General features: G+C 75.7%; 22 protein-coding genes. 5 read left to right on the forward strand and 17 right to left on the reverse strand.

Translation table 11 applies throughout. From position 1 onward, the window contains the following. Positions 1 to 118 precede the first annotated feature (118 nt). The 3 genes from ACFCZN_RS19470 to ACFCZN_RS19480 are packed head-to-tail and all read right to left on the reverse strand — an operon-like array spanning position 119 to position 3,512. Positions 119 to 1,774 carry an ABC transporter permease gene (locus ACFCZN_RS19470; RefSeq protein ID WP_430557853.1) on the reverse strand — a complete coding sequence of 552 codons (1,656 nt, stop codon included), beginning with the start codon at positions 1,772 to 1,774 and terminating at the stop codon, positions 119 to 121. After that, the gene (locus tag ACFCZN_RS19475; protein ID WP_430557854.1) at positions 1,771 to 2,763 is read right to left on the reverse strand and encodes an ATP-binding cassette domain-containing protein; all 993 of its coding nucleotides are present in this window, start codon (positions 2,761 to 2,763) and stop codon (positions 1,771 to 1,773) included. Before ACFCZN_RS19475 ends, ACFCZN_RS19470 begins: the two co-directional genes overlap by 4 nt. Then, on the reverse strand, positions 2,760 to 3,512 hold the full coding sequence (locus ACFCZN_RS19480) for a TetR family transcriptional regulator (RefSeq protein WP_430557855.1): 753 nt from the start codon (positions 3,510 to 3,512) through the stop codon (positions 2,760 to 2,762). Before ACFCZN_RS19480 ends, ACFCZN_RS19475 begins: the two co-directional genes overlap by 4 nt. A 74-nt stretch (positions 3,513 to 3,586) precedes the next feature. Here ACFCZN_RS19480 and ACFCZN_RS19485 point away from each other — a divergent pair, with 74 nt between their 5' ends. Continuing rightward, positions 3,587 to 4,852 (forward strand): APC family permease, encoded by a 1,266-nt coding sequence (locus ACFCZN_RS19485; RefSeq protein WP_430557856.1) that lies wholly within the window; start codon positions 3,587 to 3,589, stop codon positions 4,850 to 4,852. An 89-nt stretch (positions 4,853 to 4,941) separates the two neighbouring features. Here the strand turns inward: ACFCZN_RS19485 and ACFCZN_RS19490 are convergent, their stop codons facing one another. Genes ACFCZN_RS19490 through ACFCZN_RS19515 form a run of 6 tightly spaced genes read right to left on the reverse strand, consistent with a single transcriptional unit; the run spans position 4,942 to position 10,189 of the window. Continuing rightward, positions 4,942 to 5,856, reverse strand: coding sequence for a prenyltransferase (locus ACFCZN_RS19490; RefSeq protein WP_429765472.1), 915 nt, complete (start codon positions 5,854 to 5,856; stop codon positions 4,942 to 4,944). Continuing rightward, positions 5,853 to 6,173, reverse strand: coding sequence for a lycopene cyclase domain-containing protein (locus tag ACFCZN_RS19495; protein WP_430557857.1), 321 nt, complete (start codon positions 6,171 to 6,173; stop codon positions 5,853 to 5,855). Before ACFCZN_RS19495 ends, ACFCZN_RS19490 begins: the two co-directional genes overlap by 4 nt. Further along, on the reverse strand, positions 6,170 to 6,574 hold the full coding sequence (locus ACFCZN_RS19500; RefSeq protein ID WP_429765469.1) for a lycopene cyclase domain-containing protein: 405 nt from the start codon (positions 6,572 to 6,574) through the stop codon (positions 6,170 to 6,172). The genes ACFCZN_RS19495 and ACFCZN_RS19500 overlap by 4 nt, the downstream gene beginning before the upstream one ends. Beyond that, positions 6,571 to 8,220: a phytoene desaturase family protein gene (crtI, locus tag ACFCZN_RS19505; RefSeq protein WP_429765468.1), complete on the reverse strand. Its 1,650-nt coding sequence runs from the start codon at positions 8,218 to 8,220 to the stop codon at positions 6,571 to 6,573. Before crtI ends, ACFCZN_RS19500 begins: the two co-directional genes overlap by 4 nt. Continuing rightward, positions 8,217 to 9,146 carry a phytoene/squalene synthase family protein gene (locus tag ACFCZN_RS19510; RefSeq protein WP_430557858.1) on the reverse strand — a complete coding sequence of 310 codons (930 nt, stop codon included), beginning with the start codon at positions 9,144 to 9,146 and terminating at the stop codon, positions 8,217 to 8,219. Before ACFCZN_RS19510 ends, crtI begins: the two co-directional genes overlap by 4 nt. Further along, complete coding sequence (locus ACFCZN_RS19515; protein WP_430557859.1) at positions 9,143 to 10,189, reverse strand: polyprenyl synthetase family protein; 1,047 nt, start codon at positions 10,187 to 10,189, stop codon at positions 9,143 to 9,145. Before ACFCZN_RS19515 ends, ACFCZN_RS19510 begins: the two co-directional genes overlap by 4 nt. Before the next feature lie 90 nt (positions 10,190 to 10,279). Here ACFCZN_RS19515 and ACFCZN_RS19520 point away from each other — a divergent pair, with 90 nt between their 5' ends. After that, positions 10,280 to 10,804, forward strand: coding sequence for a MarR family winged helix-turn-helix transcriptional regulator (locus ACFCZN_RS19520; RefSeq protein WP_429765465.1), 525 nt, complete (start codon positions 10,280 to 10,282; stop codon positions 10,802 to 10,804). Between the two features lie 7 nt (positions 10,805 to 10,811). Here the strand turns inward: ACFCZN_RS19520 and idi are convergent, their stop codons facing one another. After that, positions 10,812 to 11,393, reverse strand: a complete 582-nt coding sequence (gene idi / locus ACFCZN_RS19525) for an isopentenyl-diphosphate Delta-isomerase (RefSeq protein WP_429765464.1) — start codon at positions 11,391 to 11,393, stop codon at positions 10,812 to 10,814. Beyond that, a complete protein-coding gene (locus ACFCZN_RS19530) occupies positions 11,390 to 12,205 on the reverse strand; it encodes a TspO/MBR family protein (RefSeq protein WP_430557860.1) in 816 nt (271 codons plus the stop codon). Before ACFCZN_RS19530 ends, idi begins: the two co-directional genes overlap by 4 nt. Before the next feature lie 109 nt (positions 12,206 to 12,314). Here ACFCZN_RS19530 and ACFCZN_RS19535 point away from each other — a divergent pair, with 109 nt between their 5' ends. Then, a complete protein-coding gene (locus ACFCZN_RS19535) occupies positions 12,315 to 13,838 on the forward strand; it encodes an SDR family oxidoreductase (protein WP_429765461.1) in 1,524 nt (507 codons plus the stop codon). A 2-nt stretch (positions 13,839 to 13,840) separates the two neighbouring features. On the opposite strand, the gene ACFCZN_RS19540 is transcribed toward ACFCZN_RS19535, so the two are convergent. After that, positions 13,841 to 14,182 carry a hypothetical protein gene (locus tag ACFCZN_RS19540; RefSeq protein ID WP_430557861.1) on the reverse strand — a complete coding sequence of 114 codons (342 nt, stop codon included), beginning with the start codon at positions 14,180 to 14,182 and terminating at the stop codon, positions 13,841 to 13,843. Positions 14,183 to 14,243: 61 nt separating this feature from the next. After that, positions 14,244 to 15,662 carry a class-II fumarase/aspartase family protein gene (locus ACFCZN_RS19545; protein WP_429765459.1) on the reverse strand — a complete coding sequence of 473 codons (1,419 nt, stop codon included), beginning with the start codon at positions 15,660 to 15,662 and terminating at the stop codon, positions 14,244 to 14,246. A gap of 110 nt (positions 15,663 to 15,772) precedes the next feature. Here ACFCZN_RS19545 and ACFCZN_RS19550 point away from each other — a divergent pair, with 110 nt between their 5' ends. Further along, on the forward strand, positions 15,773 to 16,510 hold the full coding sequence (locus ACFCZN_RS19550; protein WP_430557862.1) for a VOC family protein: 738 nt from the start codon (positions 15,773 to 15,775) through the stop codon (positions 16,508 to 16,510). A gap of 16 nt (positions 16,511 to 16,526) precedes the next feature. Here the strand turns inward: ACFCZN_RS19550 and ACFCZN_RS19555 are convergent, their stop codons facing one another. Together ACFCZN_RS19555 and ACFCZN_RS19560 are read right to left on the reverse strand one after the other, a co-directional pair. Beyond that, complete coding sequence (locus tag ACFCZN_RS19555; protein WP_430557863.1) at positions 16,527 to 17,150, reverse strand: uridine kinase; 624 nt, start codon at positions 17,148 to 17,150, stop codon at positions 16,527 to 16,529. Positions 17,151 to 17,272: 122 nt separating this feature from the next. Then, positions 17,273 to 17,617 carry a TraR/DksA family transcriptional regulator gene (locus tag ACFCZN_RS19560; RefSeq protein WP_429765455.1) on the reverse strand — a complete coding sequence of 115 codons (345 nt, stop codon included), beginning with the start codon at positions 17,615 to 17,617 and terminating at the stop codon, positions 17,273 to 17,275. 131 nt (positions 17,618 to 17,748) lie between these two features. On the opposite strand from ACFCZN_RS19560, the gene ACFCZN_RS19565 reads away from it, so the two are divergent. Next, a complete protein-coding gene (locus ACFCZN_RS19565) occupies positions 17,749 to 19,431 on the forward strand; it encodes a glycerophosphodiester phosphodiesterase family protein (protein WP_430557864.1) in 1,683 nt (560 codons plus the stop codon). A gap of 39 nt (positions 19,432 to 19,470) precedes the next feature. On the opposite strand, the gene ACFCZN_RS19570 is transcribed toward ACFCZN_RS19565, so the two are convergent. Next, positions 19,471 to 21,027, reverse strand: coding sequence for an amidohydrolase (locus ACFCZN_RS19570; RefSeq protein WP_430557865.1), 1,557 nt, complete (start codon positions 21,025 to 21,027; stop codon positions 19,471 to 19,473). A gap of 32 nt (positions 21,028 to 21,059) precedes the next feature. Beyond that, the gene (locus tag ACFCZN_RS19575) at positions 21,060 to 21,545 is read right to left on the reverse strand and encodes a heme-degrading domain-containing protein (protein ID WP_429765451.1); all 486 of its coding nucleotides are present in this window, start codon (positions 21,543 to 21,545) and stop codon (positions 21,060 to 21,062) included. Between the last annotated feature and the right edge of the window lie 29 nt (positions 21,546 to 21,574).

Below are 21,574 nucleotides of genomic sequence, written 5' to 3' on the forward strand. Positions count from 1 at the left end.
ACGCGCGCTCCACACTCCGCACGACCTTCGTCCCGTCACCCATCCCAACACCCCTCACCAGATCAGGTGTTGCGACGACCGCTTGAACCCGCCGCCCCAGCACTTGTCGCGGGGAGCGCTACCTCGTCGCGACGTCCCGCCGGCGGAAGCCGACGAACGCCAGCACGACCAGCACCAGCGCGACGGCGCACAGCCCGCCGACGTGGCCCCGGTCGACGTCGCCGGAGAGCGAGTCCGGCACCCACCAGAACGGCGAGATCTTCTGCGCCCACTCGGGGATGTGGAACAGGCCCGCGAACAGCGCGACGACGATCGCCCACTCGAGCAGCACCCACGAGACCGAGGCCGCCCGCGGAGCCCACGCGTACACCGCCGCGGTGAAGCCGACGAACACGGCGAGCGCCGGCAGGTACAGCAGGCCAGCCCCGAGGATGGCGCCGAAGGACGGGTCCGACAGCCCGGTGAACACCGCGCCCGCCGCGCCCGCGGCGACGCCCACGACGAGGACGACCACGGTGGCGGCCGAGCTGATGCCGAGCGTGGCGCCGAACCACCGGCCCCGCGCGACCGGTGTCGCGAGCACGTACTCGGCACGACCGGCGTCCTCCTCCGCCTTGGCGCGCAGCATCGCGACGATGCCGTACACGGCCGCGCCGAGGGCGGCGTAGAGCACGATGATGCGCAGGAACCCGGCGACGGGGTCGCCGGCGCCGAGGACGGACGCGTAGACGGGGTTGTCCTGGAGGGTCTTGGTCAGCTCGGGCACGTCGGACGCGACGGTCCCCATCGCGAGCCACATGATCCCCAGACCGAGCCCTGTCCACAGCAGCGCCATGCGCTGCTGCACCCAGGCGAGCGCGCCGGGCGAGCGCAGGCTGTCCAGGGCGTCCGCACGCCCGGGGCGGTCGGGCACGAGCCCGGCCCCGAAGTCGCGCCGCGACGCGAGGGACGACGCCGCGAGCAGGAGGAGGACGATCACGACCACGCCGATCGCCGCCGGCCACCACCGCAGGTCGACGAAGGCGCGCATCTGCTGCGCCCATCCGATGGGCGACAGCCAGGACAGCCAGGTGCCGCCCGGCTCCTGCATGTTGCCGACGGTGCCCACGGTGAAGGTCGCGCCGAGGACGGCCATGGACAGGCCGGTGGCCCCCCGCGAGTGCTCGGTGACCTGGGCCGCCACGAGCGCGACGGCGCCGTAGGTCAGCGCGGCGACGGCGATGCCGCCCGTCATGCCGAGCGCGTCGGTGAGGTCGAGGTCGGCGGCGGCGAGCACGGCGGCGGACAGCACCGCGATGACGGCGTTGACGACCAGCACGACGAACAGCGCCGCGACCACCGCGGCGTGCCTCCCCACCGCGGCGGCGCGCACCAGCTCGGACCTGCTGGACTCCTCCTCGGCGCGGGTGTGCCGCACCACCTGCAGGATGCTCATGACGGCGAGCGCGATCACCACCCACAGGGTGAGCTCGTTCGCGAGCGCCGGGCCGACCGTGTAGTCGTCCGTGCCGTACCCGGGTCCGGTCATCGCGACCATCGCCGGCGACGACACCAGCGCGGCCCGGACGGCCTGCCCCTCGGAGTCGTCCAGCATGGTGGTGTACTCCGGCAGCGACCCCAGGTACAGCAGCGGGATCCCGAGGCTCCAGACCACCAGCCGCACGCGGTCGCGGCGCAGGATGAAGCGCACCAGGCTCCACGTGCCGGTGAGCGTGGTGCCGCCGCGCACGGGTTCGGCCCGGTGCAGCGGAGGGGCGGCGGTGACGGCGCTCATCGCGCGCCCGCCTTGCTGCGGGAGCCCTCGACCTGGACGCCGTCGGCGGCGAGCTCGTCGCCGTAGTGCCGCATGAACAGCTCCTCCAGGGACGGCGGCTGCGCGGTGAACGAGTGCACGCCGAGGGCGGAGACGGCGGGCAGGACGCGCCCCATCTCGGAGTTGTCGACGTCGAACGTCACGCGGGTGCCCTCGCCGTCCGTCGTCGTGGCGAGGTCGTGCACGCCGGCCATCGCGGCGATCGACGAGGGGTCGCCGGCGACGACGGCGGTGACGGCCGAGCGCGTGAGGTGGCGCAGGTCGTCGAGGGTGCCGGACTCCACCGCCCGGCCGTTCCGGATGATCGTCACGGTGTCGCAGACCTTCTCGACCTCGGACAGGATGTGGCTGCTGAGCAGCACCGACGTGCCCGCGGCCTTGGCCTGCCGGACCTGCTCGGTGAACACGGCCTCCATCAGGGGGTCGAGACCGGAGGTGGGCTCGTCGAGCACGAGCAGGTCGACCTGGGACACGAACGCCGCGACGAGCGCGACCTTCTGCCGGTTGCCCTTGGAGTACGTGCGGGCCTTCTTCGTGGGGTCGAGCTCGAACCGCTCGAGCAGCTCGGCCTTGCGCCTCTTGTCGGGCTTGCCGCGCAGGCGGGCGAGGTAGTCGATGGCCTCGCCGCCGGTGAGGTTCGGCCACAGGGACACGTCGCCCGGCACATAGGCCAGACGGCGGTGCAGCGCGACGGCGTCGCGCCAGGGGTCGCCCCCGAGCAGGCGGGCGCTGCCGGAGTCGGAGCGCAGCAGGCCGAGCAGCACGCGGATGGTGGTGGACTTCCCGGCGCCGTTGGGGCCGAGGAAGCCGGCCACCTGCCCGGCCTCGACGGTCAGGTCGAGCCCGTCGAGGGCCAGGACGGAGCCGAAGGCCTTGCGCAGGTCGTGGATCTCGACCGCGGGCGTGGCCGCGGTCCCGGCAGCCGAGGTGGCTGAAGCCGTGGTGGTCATGGTTCCTCTTCGTGGTCGTGGGGGGTTCCGTCGGTGGGGGCCTGCGCCCCGCCCGGCGGGTCCGGCACGTACAGGAGGTAGTCGTCGAGCATGCGACGGGTGGTGAGGAAGCCCTCGGTGAAGAGCTCGAGCATCGGCAGGTACAGCTCGTCCATGAAGCGGCGCATCGCCGCCGTGACGTCCTCGGCGTCCTGCGGCGGGTCGAGCGTGACGGAGAGCAGCATCGCGCCGAGCGCGGAGTAGACGAGGTAGCGCACCCGCGCCGCCTCGTCGCGGCTGGGCCGCACGACCCCGTCGCGCACCGCCTCGGACGTGTACACCTCGGCGTCGGCGATCATGTGCTCGGTGAACTCTCGGCCGACCGCGCCGCCCGCCTGCAGCGAGCGCAGCACGTAGCCCACGAGCGGGGCGTACTGGTCCGCCGCCGAGAGCACCTGCAGCAGGTTGCCGCCGGCGGCGCGCCCGATGGAGTCTCGCTTGACGTCGCGGATCCACGCGAGCACGTACTCGTCGCACGCGGCGTGCAGCTTGTCCTTGGACCCGAAGTGGTGGATGACGAGCGCCGGGCTCACCCCGGCGTCCGCGGCGATGGCTCGCACGGACGCGCCGAATCCGGACCGGGCGAAGCGGCGCATCGCGACGTCGAGGATCCGGCCGCGCGTGCTGCCGTCGGGCGCCGGCACGAGCGGCCCGCGGCCCGCCGTCGGGTCCGTCGTCGGCTCCTCGGGCGCGGCATCGACTGAACGCATGTTCAACAGACTAAACACGTGTTCAATCGGCGCGCAAGATCCCCTGTCGGCGGCCTGCACGGCACGATCGACCCGTGACCGAGCTCGCGCGCCGCCTCACCACCACCGACGCCGTCGTGATCGGCCTGTCGTCGATGATCGGGGCCGGCGTCTTCGCCGCCTTCTCCCCCGCCGCCGCGGCCGTGCTTCCCGCCGGCACGGGCGCGGCGCTGCTGCTCGCCCTCGCCGTCGCGGCGGTCGTCGCGTACGGCAACGCGACGTCGTCCGCGCAGCTCGCGGCGCAGTACCCCGCCTCGGGCGGCACGTACGTGTACGGGCGCGAGCGGCTCGGCCCGTGGTGGGGGTTCCTCGCCGGGTGGGGGTTCGTGATCGGCAAGACGGCGAGCTGCGCGGCGATGGCGCTGACGTTCGCCGCGTACGCCGCCCCGCCCGGGTGGGAGCGGCCCGTGGCAGCGCTCGCCGTCGTCGCGCTGGCGGCCGTCAGCTATCGCGGCGTCACGCGCACCGCGCGGCTGGCCCGGTGGATCGTGGTCGTGGTGCTGCTCTCGCTGGCGGTGACCGTCGCCGTGGCCCTCGCCGGCGGCCCGGCGGACGCCCCCGGCCCGACGGCGACGCTGGTCGCGACGGTCCCCGCCAGCACCGGCACGGTGCTTTACGGCGTCCTCCAGGCCGCGGGGCTGCTCTTCTTCGCGTTCGCCGGGTACGCGCGCGTCGCGACGCTCGGCGAGGAGGTGCGCGACCCGGCCCGCACCATCCCCCGCGCGATCGTCGGAGCCCTGGGCGGCGCCGTCGTGGTCTACGCGACCGTGGCGGTCACGCTGCTCGCGGCGCTCGGGCTCGCGGGGACGGCGGCCGCGCCCGCACCCCTGGCCGCCGCGGTGGACGGGGTGCCGTGGGCGGGGGTCGTCGTGCGCGTCGGCGCGGCCGCCGCGTCGCTCGGCGCGCTGCTCGCCCTCGTCGCCGGCGTGGGCCGGACGACGCTCGCCATGGCGCGCGAGGACGACCTGCCGCGGCCGCTCGCCGCCGTCCATCCCCGGTTCCGGGTACCGCACCGGGCCGAGGTGGCCGTCGCCGTCGTCGTGGTCGCCCTGGTGCTCACGGTGGACCTGCGCGGTGCGATCGGCTTCTCCTCGTTCGGCGTGCTGGCGTACTACGCGGTGGCGAACCTCGCCGCCTGGACGCAGACCGGCGCGCACCGCCGCTACCCGCGGGCGCTGCAGGCCGTGGGGCTGGTCGGATGCGTGCTGCTGGGCGCGACGCTGCCGCCGGCCGCGGTGCTCACGGGCGCCGGGGTGCTCGCCGTCGGGCTGCTCGTGCGGTGGGTGCGCGTGTCACGATGACCGGTGCGCCTCCGGCCGGATCATCGACGCGCCCGGCGACGCCCGCCCGCGGGTGCCCCGGATCCCGGTGCCCGACGGGCAGCTGGAGCTCAGAGCCAGCCCAGGCTGGCGGCGATGAGCAGCTGCGTCACCAGGAAGCCGGTGACGAGGTTGAGCCACAGGAAGCGTCGCCACCCGGCGTGCGCCTCCTCGCAGCGGTCGTCGGGCAGGTTCCGGAACGGCGCGACGCTCACGACGTACGGCACGACGAGCACGGCGGCGAGGGCCGCCGGCCAGCCCGCCAGGAGCAGCACGACTCCGGCGGCGAGGTAGGCCGCCATCGCCCCGCGCACCGTGCGCGCCGCGCCGAGCCACGTGGCCACCGAGCCGATCCCGGCGGCGCGGTCCGCCTCGACGTCCTGCACCGCGCCGAACGCCTGGGACGCCATCCCCCAGAGGAAGAACGCCCCCAGCACGGCGACGACGGTGCCGGTGACCGTGCCGCCCGCCAGCGCCAGGCCGAAGGCGGCGGGGCTGACGAAGTGGGTCGCGGACGTCGCCGAGTCCAGCACCGGCCTCTCCTTGAACCGCAGCCCCGGCGCGGAGTACGCGACCACGGCGAACACGCTCACGGCGAGCACCGCGGTGGAGGCGGCATCCCCGACGAGGACCAGGTACGCGAGGAACGGGACGTTGCTGAGGACGGCGGCGCGCACCGTGAGGCGGTGCCACCGCCGCGACAGCACCACGCCCTCGATGCCACCCTTGCGCGGGTTGCGCAGGTCCGACTCGTAGTCCCAGACGTCGTTGAGCCCGTACATCAGCAGGTTGTACGGCACGAGGAAGTACAGCGTGCCGACCACCAGCTCCGCGACGCCGACGCGGCCGGCCCCGCCCGCCAGCAGGAACGCCGCGGCGAACGGGTACGCGGTGTTGATCCAGCTCACCGGGCGCGACGAGCCCACGACCTGTCGCAGCGCGGCCGCCGGCCCCACCGCCTGTCCCCCGGTCACGGGCGCCGTCATGCGTCGGCCCCCGCGCGCTCGTCGTCCCCCGCCAGCGCCCACAGGGCGGGCAGCAGCAGCACGGCGACGACCGGCCAGGCGAGGTCCTCCAGCGGCGTGAGCCACACGCGGACGCCCAGGAGCGCGGCATCGTCGTACCGGAACAGGTCGGCGGCGATCATCAGGCTGTCGAAGACGACGGTGAGCACCACGAGCACGACGGCGGCGAGCGCCGTCGCCGCCCACCACCGGGCGCCGAGGCGGCGGACGCGCGCCACGACCAGCGCGACGACGAGCGCGCCGGCGACGACGCCGACCGCGAGCCCGGCGTACGTCATCGCGCCTCCCGGACGGGGTCCGGTACCGCACGGAGCGCGCCGCGGCGGGCGGGCCCGCGGCGGGCGGGGCGCCGTCGGGCGACCGCGCGCCGCAGGAGCCCGTGCAGCACCAGCGTGAAATAGCAGAGGAACAGGATGAAGAACAGCTCCTCGAGCGGCAGGTGCGGCGCGAGCTCGACGCCCGTCATGGCGGCGCCGCCACGGGAGTAGAAGCCCGCCCCGATCGCCACGAGGTCCCACCCGAGGAACACCAGGGTGCCGACGGCGAGCACGGCGGCGCCGCGGCCCGGGTGCGCCGACCAGAGGACGAGGCGCGCGCGCCGGTCCACGAGGGCCATCGAGGCGAGGGCCCCGAGCAGCAGCGCGAGGTAGACGAAGGAGGTCCAGTGCAGGGCGATCACTCCCGGGAGGCGAGGGCCGGACGGGTCTCGGGGAACGGCTCGGCCAGCGGGTGGGCGGTCGTGTCGCCACGCACCCGCTTCACGGCGAGCTCCGCGCTGATGAGGCACATCGGCAGCCCGACGCCGGGGATGGTCGACCCGCCGGCGTGGAGCAGCCCCGCGACGCGCCGCGAGCGGTTGCCTGCACGGAACATCGCGCTCTGGCGCAGCGTGTGCGCCGGTCCGAGCATGCCACCCGACCACGACGAGAGGTCGGCGGCGAAGTCGCCCGGGCCCACGGTGCGCCGCACGACGACGCGCTCGCGCAGGTCGGGCACGCCGGCCCATTCGGCGACCCGGTCGATCGCGGCGTCCGCGATCGCCTCGACGGCGGCGTCGCCCGCGCCGTCCTCGCCGCCGCGCCCGAGGCCGGGGTCGGCGGGGACGGGGACGAGCAGGAACAGGTTCTCGTGCCCGGGAGGCGCCACGGTCGGGTCGGTGCGGGACGGCGCGCACACGTACAGCGACGCCGGGTCGGGCACGCGGCCCTCGGCGATGGCGCCGAAGTTCTCCCCCCAGTCCGCGGTGAAGAACAGGGAGTGGTGGGCGAGCTGCGGCACCCGCCCCCGCACGCCGAGCATCACCAGGACGCCGCCGGGGCCGGGGTCGTGCCGGTCCCACCACGCGGGCGACCGGTCGCGCAGGTCGGGCGGCAGCAGGTCCTGCTCCACGTGGTGCAGGTCGGCCGCGGTGACGACGACGTCGGCAGGCGCGTGGTGCTCCCGCCCGGAGTCGTCCACCCATCGCACGCCGGTGACCGCGGCCCGGGGACGGCGGGACCCGGGGGCGGGGAGCCGGGTCCGTGCCGCCCCCGGGCCGTTCCCGACGACGCTCCGCGTGAACGGGGTGGTCGTGATCGCGGTCGCGCGGGCGCGGGTGCGCAGGGTGACCCCTGCGTCCACCGCGAGCCCGGCGACCGCGTCGACCACACGCGCGAATCCCCCCTGTGGGTATCGCACGCCGCCGTCGAGGTCGAGGGCGCTCATCAGGTGGTACATGCTCGGCGCCCGGTCCGGCGACGAGCCGAGGAAGACCGCGGGGTACCCCAGCACCTGGCGCAGCCGCCGGTCCTGGAAGGCCGCCGCGACCCGGGAGCCGAGCGACCTGCCGAGCAGCGGCCCGAGCCGGTGCAGCCGCGTCGCGACGTCCCGGTGCGCGAACGGCCGCCACGACGCGAACGTCGTGTACAGGAAGTGCCGCAGCGCGAGGTCGTACGTGTCGTGCGCGGAGTCGAGGTAGCGCTCCAGCCGCTCCCCGGCGCCGGGCTCGATCGCCTCGAACGCCGCCGCGTTGGCGGCCCGGTCGGGCGAGACGTCCAGCGCGTCGTCGTGGCCCTCGAAGAACACCCGGTAGGCCGGGTCGAGCCCGACGAGGTCCAGCTCGCGGTCGGCGCTCGACCCCATCAGCCGGAACCAGTGGTCGAAGACCTCGGGCATGAGGTACCAGGACGGGCCGGTGTCGAAGCGGAAGCCCGCACGCTCCCACGAGCCGGCGCGGCCGCCCGGGGCGTCGTGCCGCTCGAGCACCTCGACCTCGTGGCCGTCGCGGGCGAGCAGCCCCGCCGTCGCCAGCCCGGCGATCCCCGCTCCCACGACGACCACCCTCATCGGAGCGCCTCCCTCGCCAGGGCCCCGGCCACCAGCCGCGCCTTGACCGGCCCCGGGACCCGGACCCGCTCCCGCCGGATCGTGGCAGCCGGGGTGGCCGCCAGCCGTCGGGAGAGCTCGGCGAACAGGTCGTGCGCCACGCGCACGGCGAGCCGCGAGCTGCGCGGCAGCTCGTCGATCGCGACGCGCGCGGCCGCCAGGTCCGCGTCGACGTCGGCGAGCAGCCGGTCGCGGTCGGCGTCGTCGAACGCGTCCACGTCCAGCCCCGGGAAGTACGACCGGCCGCGCAGGTCCACGTCCTCGGCCAGGTCGCGCAGGAAGTTGACCTTCTGGAACGCCGCCCCGAGGCGGGCCGCGCCCGGGGCCAGCCGCGCGTACGCGGCGTCGTCGGCGGCGACGAACACCCGCAGGCACATCAGGCCGACCACCTCGGCCGAGCCGTGCACGTACGTGGCGAAGCCGGCCTCGTCGTGGGCGGTGACCGTGAGGTCGGTCCGCATCGACGCGAAGAACGGCGCCACCAGGTCGTCCCCGATGCCGAACAGGCGCGCCGTACGCGCGAACGCGTGCACCACGAGGTTGCTGCTGCGCCCGCGTCCTCGCGCTCGCGCCACCTCCTGCTCGAGCTCGTCGAGCAGCTCGCCGCGCTCGGCGACGGAGAGCCCCGGCCGCGGGTCGTCGACGATCTCGTCGGCCACCCGGACCAGCGCGTAGACGCCGCGCACGTGGTCGCGCACGTCGTCGCCGAGCAGGCGGCACGCCCAGCCGAACGACGTGGAGTAGGCGCGCACGACCACCGCGGCGCTGCGCACGGCCGTGGCGTCGTACGTCGGGTCGACGCCGGCGACCGCGGCCCCGGCCCCGGCCACGGGCACGGGCACGGGCACGGCGGGGACCGCCCCGCTCGATGTCGTCGCGGCGTTCATGCGGCGCTCGACGCCCGGGTGAGGTGCGCCCCGGCCACGTTCTCGGCGAGCTCCCCCAGGCCCAGGGCGAGGCCGAGCGCCACGGCGTCCCGCTCGAGGTCCGCGGCGAGCGTCTCGACGGCGGCGCGCGCCCCGCAGGCCTCGAGGAGCTCGCGGGCCCTGCGCAGCTCGGCGTCCCCGGCGTCGGGGTCGCCGAGCAGGGTGCTCAGCTCGCCCCACGCCGAGGTCCCGTGCGCGAGGGCCACCAGCGGGGTGCACTTGCCCTCCCGCAGGTCGGAGGCGTTGCTCTTGCCGGTCTCGGCCGGGTCGCCGAACACGCCGTCGAGGTCGTCCCGCAGCTGGAACGCGAGCCCGAGGTCGCGACCCAGTCGCCGGACGCCCTCGTCCAGGTCCTCCCGGCCGGCCAGGATCATCGCGGCCCGCAGGGGGAGCTGGAAGGAGTAGACCGCGGTCTTGCGCTCCGCGGTCCGCAGCGTCTCGTCGAGGTCGGCGCACCCCCCGAGGCTGAGGCGGACGTCCGCGAGCTCGCCGTCCGCGGTGAGGTGCATGGCCTCGTCGACGACGTCGAGGAGCTGCTCGGTGGCCGCCGGGGACGCCCCACAGAGCGCGACCGCCCGCACGGCCGCCGCCAGGGCGAGGTCCCCGGCCAGGATGCCGGCGGCGGCGCCGTAGCCCTCGGCCTGCCGCGCGCTGGCCCCGGACTCCAGCGCCTGCGCGGCGTGCACCCCGGCCACGTTCGGACGGCCGCGGCGCGTGTCCGCGCCGTCGATCACGTCGTCGTGCACGAGGAACGCGTGGTGGAGGAGCTCGAGGGCGGCGGCGACGCGCACGGCGACGTCCCGCGGTTCTGGCGGCGCCGCGCCCGCGAGCGCGTCGTACGCATCGAGCAGGAGGCGGGGGCGCAGCCGCTTCCCGCCGCGGCTCGTGCCGCGCAAGGCGTGCCAGAGCCGGGTGTCGTCCGGGCGGTCACCGTCGTCGAGCAGCCGCTGGACCGCACCCTCCACGACACGGGCGACCGGGTCGTCGGGCGACGAACCTTGCACGCAACCCACCTCCTCGCTGGATGTCACTAGCTTGGCATATCGCTAGCCTAGAAAGATACTAGCCTCATGACGGGCCACTACGATGGGCGCGTGACCCAGGCACCCACGGGGGGCTCCTACTGGTACCAGGAGTCCGACGCGGAGGCCCGCCGCCTCCTGGAGGCCCTGCGGACCTTCCGCCGCGCTGACGAGGCGATGCGACGACGCGCCGGCCGCGACATGAAGATGAACCTCACCGACCTCCGCGCGCTCCAGCACGTCATCGCCTGCGAGGGGCACGGCGAGCCGACGACACCGCGCGGGCTCGCCGAGTACCTGGCGATCTCCACCGCCTCGACCACGAAGCTGCTCGACCGCCTCGTCGCCTCCGGCCATCTCGAGCGGCGCCCGCACCCGTCGGACCGCCGGTCCGTGGTCGTCGTCGCCTCCGACGAGGCGCACGCCGAGGTGCGCGAGCGGCTCGCCCCGGTGCACGCACGCATGCTCGAGATCGCGCGGGCCGTGCCGGCGCGCTCCCGCCCGGCCGTGCGAGACTTCCTGCTGGCCATGGCCGCGGAGGCCGAGCGGGAGCCTGACGACGTCGCGGGCACCGTCGTCGGCGACGCGTCGGCCTGATGTCCGGCTAGGCGCGCGGCGCGGCCCAGCCCGCGGTCCGCAGCTCCCGCACCTGCTCGACCATCCACGGGCTCACCGCCCAGGGAGCGAGGTCGACGAGCGCCGAGGCGTCGCGCGGCCGCACCCACCGCCAGTCCATGACCTCGTCCGGGTTCGGCACCGGGTCGCGGTCCACCGACGCGAAGAGCACCGGGCAGATCTCGTTCTCGACGACGCCGCCCGCGTCCACGGCGCGGTAGCGGAACGACGGGAGCACGGGCTCGCCGTCGGTCGCCACGTCCAGCCCGAGCTCGTGCCGGCCGTGCCGCAGGACGGCCTGCGCCAACGACTCGCCCCGGCGCGGGTGCCCGCAGAACGAGTTGGTCCAGACCCCCGGCCACGTCCGCTTCGACAGCGCCCGCCGCGTGAGCAGGAGCCCCCCGTCCGGGCGGAACAGGTAGCAGGAGAACCCGAGGTGCAGCGGGGTGTCGCGGGTGTGAACGGTGGCGCGCGGCGCGGTCCCCGCCGGGGCCCCCGCGTCGTCGAGCAGGACGACGTGGTCGTCGGCGGCCTCGGGCTCCGCACCGGGTCCGGCGTCGGCCCCGGTCACGACGCGCCCGCCTCGGCGACGGCGGGGGCGCGGAGGGCCCGCACGCGCAGCACCACCGCCGCGCCGAGCACGACGACGGCGGCGGCCACGGCGCTCGCCGCGGCCGGCGCCGAGGTCGGCTCGCCCCCGGACCTCGCGACGGCGACCCAGACCAGACCCCAGGCGATCGCCGCCGCGACGGCGAGCCGCCCGCGCCCGCGCACGGCGAGGGCGACGCCGATCGCGGCGACCGCCGACAGGATCCCCACGGCCCACCAGTCGGCCGCCACGCCCCCGCCGTCGAACCCCGCGGCCGTCAGGGCCGCCGCCACGTTCGCGACGGTCGCCACGCAGACCCAGCCCAGGTAGAGGCCGAGCGTGCCGTCCACCAGCACCCGCTCCGCGACGCCGCTCGCAGGGGTCCGGACCAGGATCACGAACGTCCGGGCGAGCATCACCAGGAGGGCCACGATGACCACGACGCTCCACCACAGCAGGCCCGCCTGGACGGTGAGGATCCAGGCCGCGTTGAGCAGCATCGTCGCCGCGACCGGCGCCCGCAGGCGGCGCTGCCGCTCGTCGAGCGCGTGCGCGGGGAGCCACTGGAAGACCGTGTACCCCGCGAGGCCGAGGTAGATGACGGTCCAGATCGAGAACGCGGGGGACGCCGGGGCCACGAGCGTCGCGTCGGCCGCGAGCGCGCCGCCCGCGGCCTCTTCGACCCGGGTGCCGCCGAAGACCCCGACGCCGATCATCGAGCCCACGACGCACACCAGCAGGCTCACGGTCACCACGACCTGCTGCAGCCGCGGGGACGGTGTCGTGTCGGTCATCGGTCCTCCTCGATCGTCAGAAGGCGCCGCGGGCGAGGCGCCGCGGGCACCCCTCCACCCTGCCATCCGTCGTCGGATATTGCTAGCCTGGCTAGCGACCTGACCGACGATGTCCCCCGACGACCCAGGAGCGACACCCATGCCGACCGACGCCCCGCTCGTGCTGGTCACCGGCGCCACCGGGTACATCGGCGGGCGGCTCGTGCCCGAGCTGCTCGCCGCCGGGTACCGGGTCCGCGTGCTCGCGCGCCATCCCGAGCGCCTCGCCGCGCGGGCCTGGGCGGACGACGTCGACGTCGTGACGGGCGACGCCCAGGAGCGCGCCGACCTGCGCCGCGCCCTGGAGGGCGTCGACGTCGCGTACTACCTCATCCACGCGCTCGGCTCCGGCTCCGGCTTCGCCGACACCGACCGCCGCACGGCCCGGGGGTTCGCGCAGGCGGCCGCCGAGGCGAGGCTGCGGCGCGTCGTCTACCTGGGCGGCCTCTACCCCGACACGGCGGACCTGTCGCCGCACCTCCGCTCCCGCCGTGAGGTGGAGGAGATCCTGCTCGACGGCGAGGTCCCGACCGTCGTGCTGCGCGCCGCGGTGATCCTCGGCTCGGGCAGCGCGTCGTTCGAGATGATGCGGTACCTCACCGAGCGCCTGCCGGTCATGGTGGCCCCGCGGTGGATCGAGAACCGCATCCAGCCGATCGCCGTCCGCGACGTGCTGCGCTACCTCGTCGGGGCGGCGGAGGTGCCGGGCGACGTCAGCCGCGGCTTCGACATCGGCGGCCCCGACGTGCTGACGTACCGCCGGATGATGCAGCGCTACGCCGCCGTCGCCGGGCTGCGGCCCCGGGTGATCCGCGCCGTGCCGGTGCTCACGCCGCGGCTGGCCAGCCTGTGGGTCGGGCTGGTGACCCCGGTGCCGCCGTCGATCGCCCGCCCCCTGGTGGGCTCGCTCGTGCACGAGGTCGTGGCGCGCGACCACGACATCGCGCGGTACGTCCCCGACCCGCCCGAGGGGCTCGTCGGCTTCGACGACGCGGTCGCCCTGGCGCTGGCCCGGATCCGCGACCTCGACGTGCGGACCAGCTGGAGCTCGGCCTCCACGCGGGGCGCGCCGTCCGACCCCCTGCCCGACGACCCGGACTGGGCCGGCGGCAGCCTGCTCGTGGACGACCGGTCGCGCGAGGTGGACACCACCCCGGAGTCGCTGTGGTCGGTGATCGAGGGCATCGGCGGCGCCCACGGCTGGTACTCGTGGCGCCTCGGCTGGGTGGCCCGCGGCCTGCTCGACCGCCTGTTCGGGGGCCCCGGGCTCCGGCGCGGGCGCCGCCACCCGCTCCGGCTGGAGCCCGGCGACGCGCTCGACTGGTGGCGCGTGGAGAAGGTGGTGCCCGGGCGGCTGCTCCGGCTGCGCGCCGAGATGCGGCTGCCGGGGCTGGCGTGGCTGGAGCTGGCGGTCGAGGACGGGCCGGGACCCCGACCCGTGTTCCGGCAGCGCGCGATCTTCTCCCCGCGCGGCCTGCCGGGGCAGCTCTACTGGTGGGCGATCAGCCCGTTCCACGGGATCGTGTTCGGCGGGATGCAGCGCAACATCGCCCGTGCGGCGCACGAGCACGCGGTGGCCGAGGGCCGCCGATGACGTCAGTGGCGGGCCCGGCGCGCGCCGAGCGGACCGCCGAAGACGAGCGAGATGCCGAGCACGTACCCGACGTCGTACCAGTTGCCGGTGTTGTGCACCTCGTACACGGACACCGTGTCCGTGAACAGGGAGGCGATGAACGTGATCGGCAGGATCATGCCCTGCCACAGGCCCCACCAGAACCCGTAGGGCCCGACGCCGCTGATCGTCGACGTGTCGACGGCCGGGTTCGGGCCCGCCGCGCACGCGCCCAGCAGCAGGAGCGCCGCGACGGCGAGCCCCGCCGTCGCCGCGCGTCGGGCGGCACGGCCTCGGTGCACGAGCTCCTTCTGCCGAGGTTCCATCCGTCCACGATGGCACCGGCCGGCGGCCGCCGCCCCGTGGGCGGCGTCCGGCGGCCCGGGTTCACCCCTCGCCGGGCCGCTGGCTCCCGACGGAGACCGGGATCCGCGCGGGCAGCGCCTCGAGCCGGTCGGCGGTCCCGGCCGCGCACGCCGCGAGCTCCCGCGCGATCTCGGTGCTCAGGCCCAGGTAGCCCGCCGGGTCGAGGAGGGCGCGCAGCTCGTCGTCGTCGAAGGCCTCGCTGACGACGGGGTCGCCGTGCAGCAGCTCGAGGAACGGGCGGCCGTCGGACGCGGTCGCCTGCGCGACGGCGAACACGACGTCGTGCGCCTTCTGCCGCCCGATCTTCTCGCCGAGGGCGAGCATGAGGGACTCGGAGCCGATCATGCCCTCGGACAGGCGGATGTTCGCGCGCATCCGGCCCGGGTCGAGCTCCAGTCCGTCCATCACCACCTCGAGGCGCGCGAGCATGTCGCCCGCCAGCACCGCGGCCGACGCCGAGACGTCCTCGAGCAGGGCAGTCATGGCGCCGTTCGCCTCCTGGTCGTGCAGCATCGACTCGAGCGCCGGGCCCGCGAGGGCGCGCAGCTCCGCCGACATCGTCTGCATGTCGAGGGCGAGCTGCGGGTTGCGCTTGTGCGGCATGGTCGAGCTGCCGACCGTGCCCTCGGGGACCGGCTCGAACGCCTCGGCGAACTCCGGCTGCATCAGCGTGTAGACGTCCCGCCCGATCTTCCCGATCGTGCCCGCGAGCTGCGCCAGCACCAGCACGAGCTCCACGATGCCGTCGTTGACCGACCGGGACGGCACGCGCATCGGGTGCAGCCCGAGCCGCCGCGCCACGCCCGCCTCGATCGCCCGGCCCGAGCCACCGAACGACGCGAACGTGCCCGCCGCGCCGCCCATGAGCACGCAGAACAGCCGCTCGTCGAGCCGCTCCAGCCGGTCGGCGTGCGCCGCGAGCTGGTCGATCCACACCGCCACCTTGAAGCCGAACGTCACGGGCACGGCGTGCTGGCTGTGCGTGCGGCCCGCCATCGGCAGCGCGGCGGACGACTCCGCGAGCCGGCCCGCCGAGCGCAGCACGCGGCCGAGCTGGCGCAGCACCGCGCGGTGGGCGTCGCGCAGCACCAGCACGTCGGCGGTCTGCGTGATGTTCTGCGTCGTCGCGCCCCAGTGCACCCAGCCGCCGTGCTTGGAGCCGACGGCGCGCGCGAACTCCTCGATGAGCGGCACCAGCGGGTGGCTCGCCTCGGCGGTCGCGGCGAGCACCCGCTTCACGTCGAGCTTCTCGATCCGCGCCGTGAGCGCGATGGCGCGGGCCGACTCCGCCGGGATCAGCCCGGCGTCGGCCTCCGCGAGCGCGAGCGCCGCCTCGACGTCGAGCCGCGCCTGCCAGCGGTTCTCCCGCGTGAACAGCCGCGCGATGCCCGGGTCGGGGACCCGGCCCTCGGTGAAGCGTCCGAACGGTGCGACGATCATGCGGCCCCCAGGGCGTCCGACGGCGGTGAGCAGCATGATCGCCCCGCCCGGCGCCGGTGTACAGCCCCGGCGCGCTGCGGGTGTCGGAGGTCCGCGGCACGCTGGGCCCCATGAGCGACGAGACGACGACGCGGGTCGCAGCCCTGGACGCGGTGGTCTTCGACGTCCCCGCACCACCGGTCGCGGCCGACTTCTGGCAGCGGCTCACGGGCGCCGAGGTCGAGCAGCAGGGGTACGGCGAGGACTGGATCACGCTGAACACCCCCGACGGCTGGTCGCTCGCCTTCCAACCCGCGCCCGACCTCGTGCCCCCGCGATGGCCCGGCCAGGAGCACCCGCAGCAGGCGCACCTCGACCTGCGCGTGCCGGACGTCGCGACCGCCGTCGAGCGGGCGGTGGGCCTGGGCGCCACCGTGCTGCGGGAGAACCCGGAGTGGACCACCCTGGCGGACCCGGCCGGCCACCCCTTCGACCTGTGCCACGCGCCCGACAACGACGGCCTGACGATCATGGGCCTCACCGTCGACGTGCCGGACGCCTCGGCCGCCGCCGCGTTCTGGTCCGGGGTCCTCGGCGCCCCCGTCGTCTACGACGCCGAGGGGATGGCCATGCTCGGCGGGGACAGGGCCCTGCTCTTCCAGCAGGTGGAGGGCTACTCGGCGCCGCGGTGGCCCGACCCGGAGTACCCGCAGCAGCTGCACCTCGACCTGCAGGTCGGCCCGCAGAGCCTGGACGAGGCCGAGGCGGCGGCGCTCGCCGTCGGGGCGCAGCGCCTGCCCGGCGGCGGCGAGACGTTCCGCGTCTTCGCCGACCCTGCCGGGCACCCGTTCTGCCTCTGCCGGGGCTGATCGCCGGCCCGGCGGCTCAGCCCGGCAGCACCAGCGCGGGGCGGTCGGGGTGGTCCACCCGCACCACGACGTCGGCGCGCCGCTCGGGCTGCGCCTCGCGGCGGTAGCGCCCGTACGCGGTGAGGGTCCACGCCTCGTCGAGCGGCGTGTTCCGCGTCTCCGTCGCGGGTCGCAGCGCGAGGTGGACGGCGAGGTCGACGTCGAGCCCGCGCCCCAGCGCGAGCGACCCGTCCAGCACGACGACGGTTCCCGACGGTGCGTCCTCGTACCCGGCGCGGGTCGAGCGGCCCGTGTCCGGGTCGCGCAGGCTCGGCAGCCACCGGCCCCGCGTCACGACCGAGCGCAGCACCTCCCGGTTGAGGCCGTCGACGTCGATCCACTCCTCGAGCAGCGCGTCGGCGTCCCGGCGGCCGCGCTCGAGCCGCAACGACCGGGCCCGCAGGAAGTCCCGGACGCGCACCCGCGCGACCGGGTGCCCCGCCGTGCGCAGCGGCTCGACCAGCGCGTCCGCGAGCGCCTCCGGGTGGGTGGACGGGTGCCCGTCGACGAGCACCCGCACCGGCCGGGTGTCGTCGTGGGCGAGGACCCGCCCGACGACGTGCGTCACCACACCCTCGAGGGTCACCGGCTCCACGCGCACGCCGCCATGCTGCCAGGTCGCGCCGCGCTGCCCTTCCTCGGAGCGGCAGTTCGCGCCCGGCGCGGCAGCTCGAGCTGCCGCCGTGAGCCGGACGTGCCGCGCCGAGCGTCGTCCGGTGCCGCTCAGCGCGCGTGCTCGACGCAGCGGGTGGCGGCGGGCCGCGCCTCCAGCCGCGCGGCGGGGATGGGCCGGCCGCACACCTCGCAGACGCCGTACGTCCCGGCGGCGACGCGGTCGAGCGCGGCGAGGAGCTGGTCCCGCTCGCGCTCCGCCTCGGCCGCGAGCGCCGCCGCCTGCTGCCGTTCCCACGCGAGCGTCGCGCCCTCGGGGTCGTGCTCGTCGTCGGCGTTGGAGTCGCGCGCGGACTCGACGATCCCGTCGACGGCGCGGCGCTGCGCCGCGAGGCGGTCGGTCACCTCGGCGAGGCGCGCCCGCAGGCGGCCCTCGGCATCCGCACGGTCGCTCATCCCGGAAGTCTTGCACCGGCACCGGAAGTTCTCCCGACGGTCACCGACGGGCCACGCGCCCGGCCCCGGACCGGACACCCGGCCCTCCTAGCGTGCCCGGCGACCCGCCACGAACCGCCAGGAGGACCACCATGACCGCCCGCCGCCGCACGCTGCTCGCCCCACCGGGCACCCGCACCGTCTCCGCCACGCTCGCGTTCGCCGTCGCCGCCGGGGTGTCCCTCGCCTCGTTCGGCGCGACGGTCGTCGCGCCGCCCGTCGCGACCGCCGCACCGCTCGCCGCCGCTCCTCTGTCCGGCGCGCCCGGCGACATCGTCTACGCCCAGGACTTCGACGACGTCGCGGACGGCTCGCTGCCCGACGGCTGGCGGGCCGGGTCGGGCGCGTGGGCCGTCCGGGACGGCCGCCTCGTGGGCGAGCCGGCGGCGATCGGGCGCGTGACGTTCGGACCGCACCTGGAGAACTACCGCCTCGAGGCCACGGTGCGCTTCGAGGCCGTGAACAACGCGGCGCGCTGGCTCGCGCCGATCCTCGACATCGACCCCGCCGGCGGCGTGCCGTGGTGGCAGGCCGCCATGCGCTCCACGACGACGGCGAGCAACGGCATCGAGCTGGCCGAGCGCACGGCGGGGAACGCGTGGAACGTGCCCGCCACGGCGTCCGCCCCGTCGGACGCCGGCGTCGGCAAGGACGTGCGGATCGCCGTCGAGGTGCAGGGCAACCACGCCACCTGGGTGTACGACGGCCAGGAGGTGCTGGAGGGCCGCATCGGCCGCACCGACGACGGCGTGCTCGGCTTCGCCGCCGACGGCGCACGCGTGAGCATCGACGACGTCGTCGTCACGGAGCTCGAGCCGAAGCCGGTCGTGAACGAGCCCGGCGACCTGCCCGTCACCGCGGCGCACCGCGGCTACTCGTCGGTCAACCCCGAGAACACGCTCGCCGCCTACGCCGCCGCCATGAAGGCGGGCGCCGAGTACGTCGAGATCGACGTGCACACCACCGCCGACGACGTCCCCGTCGTCCTGCACGACCAGACGGTCGACCGCACGACCGACGGGACGGGCGACGTCGAGTTCCTGCGGTCGCCGGACATCGGCTCCCTCGACGCGGGGTCCTGGTTCAGCCCCGCGTTCACGGGCGAGAAGGTGCCCACGTTCGCGCAGGTGCTCGACCTCATGGACACCGGCAGCTCCGACCTGCTGCTCGAGATCAAGGGGCCGGAGACCCGCGAGGAGGTGGACCGGACGGTCGACATGATCCTCGAGGCCGGCCTGGAGGACCGCGTGGTGCTGCAGTCGTTCGACGAGAAGGCGCTGGAGTACGCGTACGACCGGGCGCCGCAGATCCCGCTCGGCCTGCTGCGCGGCACTCTCGACGCCGACCCGGTCGCGACGGCGGAGCGCCTGCACGCCACGTACTACAACCCGTCCGGCGCGGCGCTGGCGACCCGGCCGTCCGTCGTCGAGGACCTCAACGCCGCCGGCGTCGGCGTCTTCGTGTGGACGGTCGACTCCCCCGCCGACTGGACCCGGTTCACCGACCTCGGCGTCGAGGGCATGATCACCAACCGCCCCGGCGCGTTCGTCGGCTGGAAGGCCGCGCAGGAGCAGGCCGACCCGGAGCCGGAGCCCGGCCCCGGCCTGCTCGCCCGCCTCGCCGCGCTCGACCTGTCCACCGGGCAGGCGCAGCAGCTGTTCTCCGCCCTCGCCCACGAGGACTGGGACCGGCTGGAGCGCGTCGTGACGAAGCATGTCGACGACGCCGAGCAGCGCGACGCCCTCCTGGCGGAGATCGCCGAGCTCCGCGGCTGACCGGCTCCCGGGCCGCCCACGCCCTCTGACCGTTCGGGGTCAGAGGGCGTGGTGCGTCCAGCGGCCCGCGACGAGCGTGCCGGCGACGGAGGTGGCGCGCAGCGCGTCGGCCAGCGCCACCGGGTCGTGCGACGCCAGGTCGTGCGACGCCGGGTCGTGCGACGCCGGCAGCGCGAGCGGGTCGCCGTCGAGCACGGCCAGGTCGGCCGGTCCGCCGACGGCGAGGTCCAGCGGCCGGCCGTCGACGGACGCCTCGAGCGCGGCGCGCACGTCGATCCGCTGCTCCGGGTGCCAGGGCGCGCGGCCGTCACGCGACCGGGTGACGGCGGAGGCGATCGCGACCCACGGGTCGAGCGGGGCGACGGGCGCGTCCGACCCGAGGGTCAGCGGCACGCCCGCGGCACGCAGCTCCGCCAGCGGGAACGCGCGCGCGGTACGACCGGGCCACAGCTCCTCGGCGACGTCGCGGTCGTCCATCGCGTGCTCGGGCTGCACGCTCGCGGTGACGCCCAGCGCGGCGAACCGCGCCACGTCGTCGGGGCGCAGCAGCTGCGCGTGCTCGACCGACCCGCGGGCTCCGGACGCCTCGAACGCGTCGAGGGCGAGGGAGTTCGCGCGGTCGCCGATGGCGTGGATCGCGCACCGCAGGCCGGCCGCGTGCGCGCGTGCCATGAGGGGCGCGAGGTGATCGGTCGCGATGTTGAGGATGCCGTGCGCGTCCGGGCCTGCCACGCCCGCGTACTCCTCGAAGCAGAACGCCGTGAGCGTGTTGAGCGACCCGTCGCTGATCACCTTGAGCGGGCCCTGCGTCACGAGGTCCGACCCCGCGGGCTCCCCGAGCGGGTCACCGTGCCGCAGCCCGGCGCCGAGCACCGCGTCCAGGTGCTGCTCCCACACGCCGGCGCGCACGCGCAGGCCGTCCCAGCCGCCGGCCACCCGGCGTCGCCACGCGGTGAGGTTGTCCGCCACCTCGAAGTCGACGACCCCGACGACGCCGCGCGCGGCGGCTGCGCGCGCCGCGTCCACCACCAGGGCGTCCGCCACGGCGTCGTCCACCGTGACGATGCGCGGGCTGGCGGGCATCCACTCCTCCTCGCGCAGCAGGCCGGTCGGGTGCTCCGCGATGCCGAGGAAGCGCAGGCCCGCCGTCGACGCCCACGCGCTGTGCAGGTCGCCGGACAGCAGGACGACCGGCACGTCGCCGGCAACCGCGTCGAGCACCGCCGCGGTCGGGTCGTCCGGCCAGGTGGCCCACCGGAAGCCGTAGCCGACGAGCGGCGTGCCGTCGGTGGGCGGCGCCGCCCGGTCGAGGCGGTCGCGCACCAGGGCCGCGGCGTGTGCCGCGCTCGTCGCCGCCGACACGTCGAGGCGCTGACGCACCATCGCCCACTGCGTGAGGTGCGTGTGCGCGTCCCACAGGCCGGGGACCACGGTGCGACCGTCGACGTCGACCCGCTCCGGTACCGCGCTCACCGGCACCGGGGCGGGGGCGCCCGCCGGCGTCACCGCGGCGATCCGGTCGCCGTCGAGCAGGACGTCGACGGGCCGGTCGGGCCGGTCGGCGAGGCGGGCGTTCGTCAGGAGCAGCGCAGGCACGGGGCCACCGTAGACGGCGGGCGTCGCGCCGGTCAGGCGCCGCCGGCGGCCTGCACGCGCAACGCCTCGACGACCAGCGCGTGGTCGTCCGCCTGCGCCAGACCGGACACGGTGACGACGCCGACGATCCCCACGCCCTCGACCCGCACGGGGAACGCGCCGCCGTGCGCGGCGTACTCCTGCAGGGGCAGCTGCTGCAGGGTGTTGAAGTCCTGGCCGCTCGCGCGGGCGCGCAGGCCCACCAGGAACGACGACGCCCCGAACCGCTCCACGACGCGCACCTTCCGCTGCACCCACGAGTCGTTGTTGGCGGTGGTTCCCTCGCGCGCCGCGTGGAACACCTGCTGGGTCCCCTTGCGGACGTCGACCGTCACGGCCAGGCCGCGCTCGGTGGCGAGCTCGACGAGGAGGCAGCCGAGCTGCCACGCGTCGTCGTGAGTGAACCGGGTGAGCACGAGCTCGCGCTCCTGCTGCTCGACCTCGGCGACCAGGGCTGCGACATCCTCCGTGTTCCCCATGGGCACAGCGTCCCACGCCCACCGCCCGG

Origin of the sequence: Isoptericola sp. NPDC056134, assembly GCF_042264825.1 — a bacterium.
GTDB classification, from domain to species: Bacteria; Actinomycetota; Actinomycetes; order Actinomycetales; family Cellulomonadaceae; genus Isoptericola; species Isoptericola nanjingensis.

Excerpts from the sequence above, each read along its gene's own strand:
- ACFCZN_RS19470 (WP_430557853.1), bottom strand. The coding sequence starts at position 1,774 with ATGAGCGCCGTCACCGCCGCCCCTCCGCTGCACCGGGCCGAACCCGTG.
- ACFCZN_RS19475 (WP_430557854.1), bottom strand. The coding sequence starts at position 2,763 with ATGACCACCACGGCTTCAGCCACCTCGGCTGCCGGGACCGCGGCCACG.
- ACFCZN_RS19480 (WP_430557855.1), bottom strand. The coding sequence starts at position 3,512 with ATGCGTTCAGTCGATGCCGCGCCCGAGGAGCCGACGACGGACCCGACG.
- ACFCZN_RS19490 (WP_429765472.1), bottom strand. The coding sequence starts at position 5,856 with ATGACGGCGCCCGTGACCGGGGGACAGGCGGTGGGGCCGGCGGCCGCG.
- ACFCZN_RS19495 (WP_430557857.1), bottom strand. The coding sequence starts at position 6,173 with ATGACGTACGCCGGGCTCGCGGTCGGCGTCGTCGCCGGCGCGCTCGTC.
- crtI (WP_429765468.1), bottom strand. The coding sequence starts at position 8,220 with ATGAGGGTGGTCGTCGTGGGAGCGGGGATCGCCGGGCTGGCGACGGCG.
- ACFCZN_RS19510 (WP_430557858.1), bottom strand. The coding sequence starts at position 9,146 with ATGAACGCCGCGACGACATCGAGCGGGGCGGTCCCCGCCGTGCCCGTG.
- ACFCZN_RS19530 (WP_430557860.1), bottom strand. The coding sequence starts at position 12,205 with ATGACCGACACGACACCGTCCCCGCGGCTGCAGCAGGTCGTGGTGACC.
- ACFCZN_RS19535 (WP_429765461.1), top strand. The coding sequence starts at position 12,315 with ATGTCCCCCGACGACCCAGGAGCGACACCCATGCCGACCGACGCCCCG.
- ACFCZN_RS19540 (WP_430557861.1), bottom strand. The coding sequence starts at position 14,182 with ATGGAACCTCGGCAGAAGGAGCTCGTGCACCGAGGCCGTGCCGCCCGA.
- ACFCZN_RS19545 (WP_429765459.1), bottom strand. The coding sequence starts at position 15,662 with ATGATCGTCGCACCGTTCGGACGCTTCACCGAGGGCCGGGTCCCCGAC.
- ACFCZN_RS19550 (WP_430557862.1), top strand. The coding sequence starts at position 15,773 with ATGAGCGACGAGACGACGACGCGGGTCGCAGCCCTGGACGCGGTGGTC.
- ACFCZN_RS19560 (WP_429765455.1), bottom strand. The coding sequence starts at position 17,617 with ATGAGCGACCGTGCGGATGCCGAGGGCCGCCTGCGGGCGCGCCTCGCC.
- ACFCZN_RS19565 (WP_430557864.1), top strand. The coding sequence starts at position 17,749 with ATGACCGCCCGCCGCCGCACGCTGCTCGCCCCACCGGGCACCCGCACC.
- ACFCZN_RS19575 (WP_429765451.1), bottom strand. The coding sequence starts at position 21,545 with ATGGGGAACACGGAGGATGTCGCAGCCCTGGTCGCCGAGGTCGAGCAG.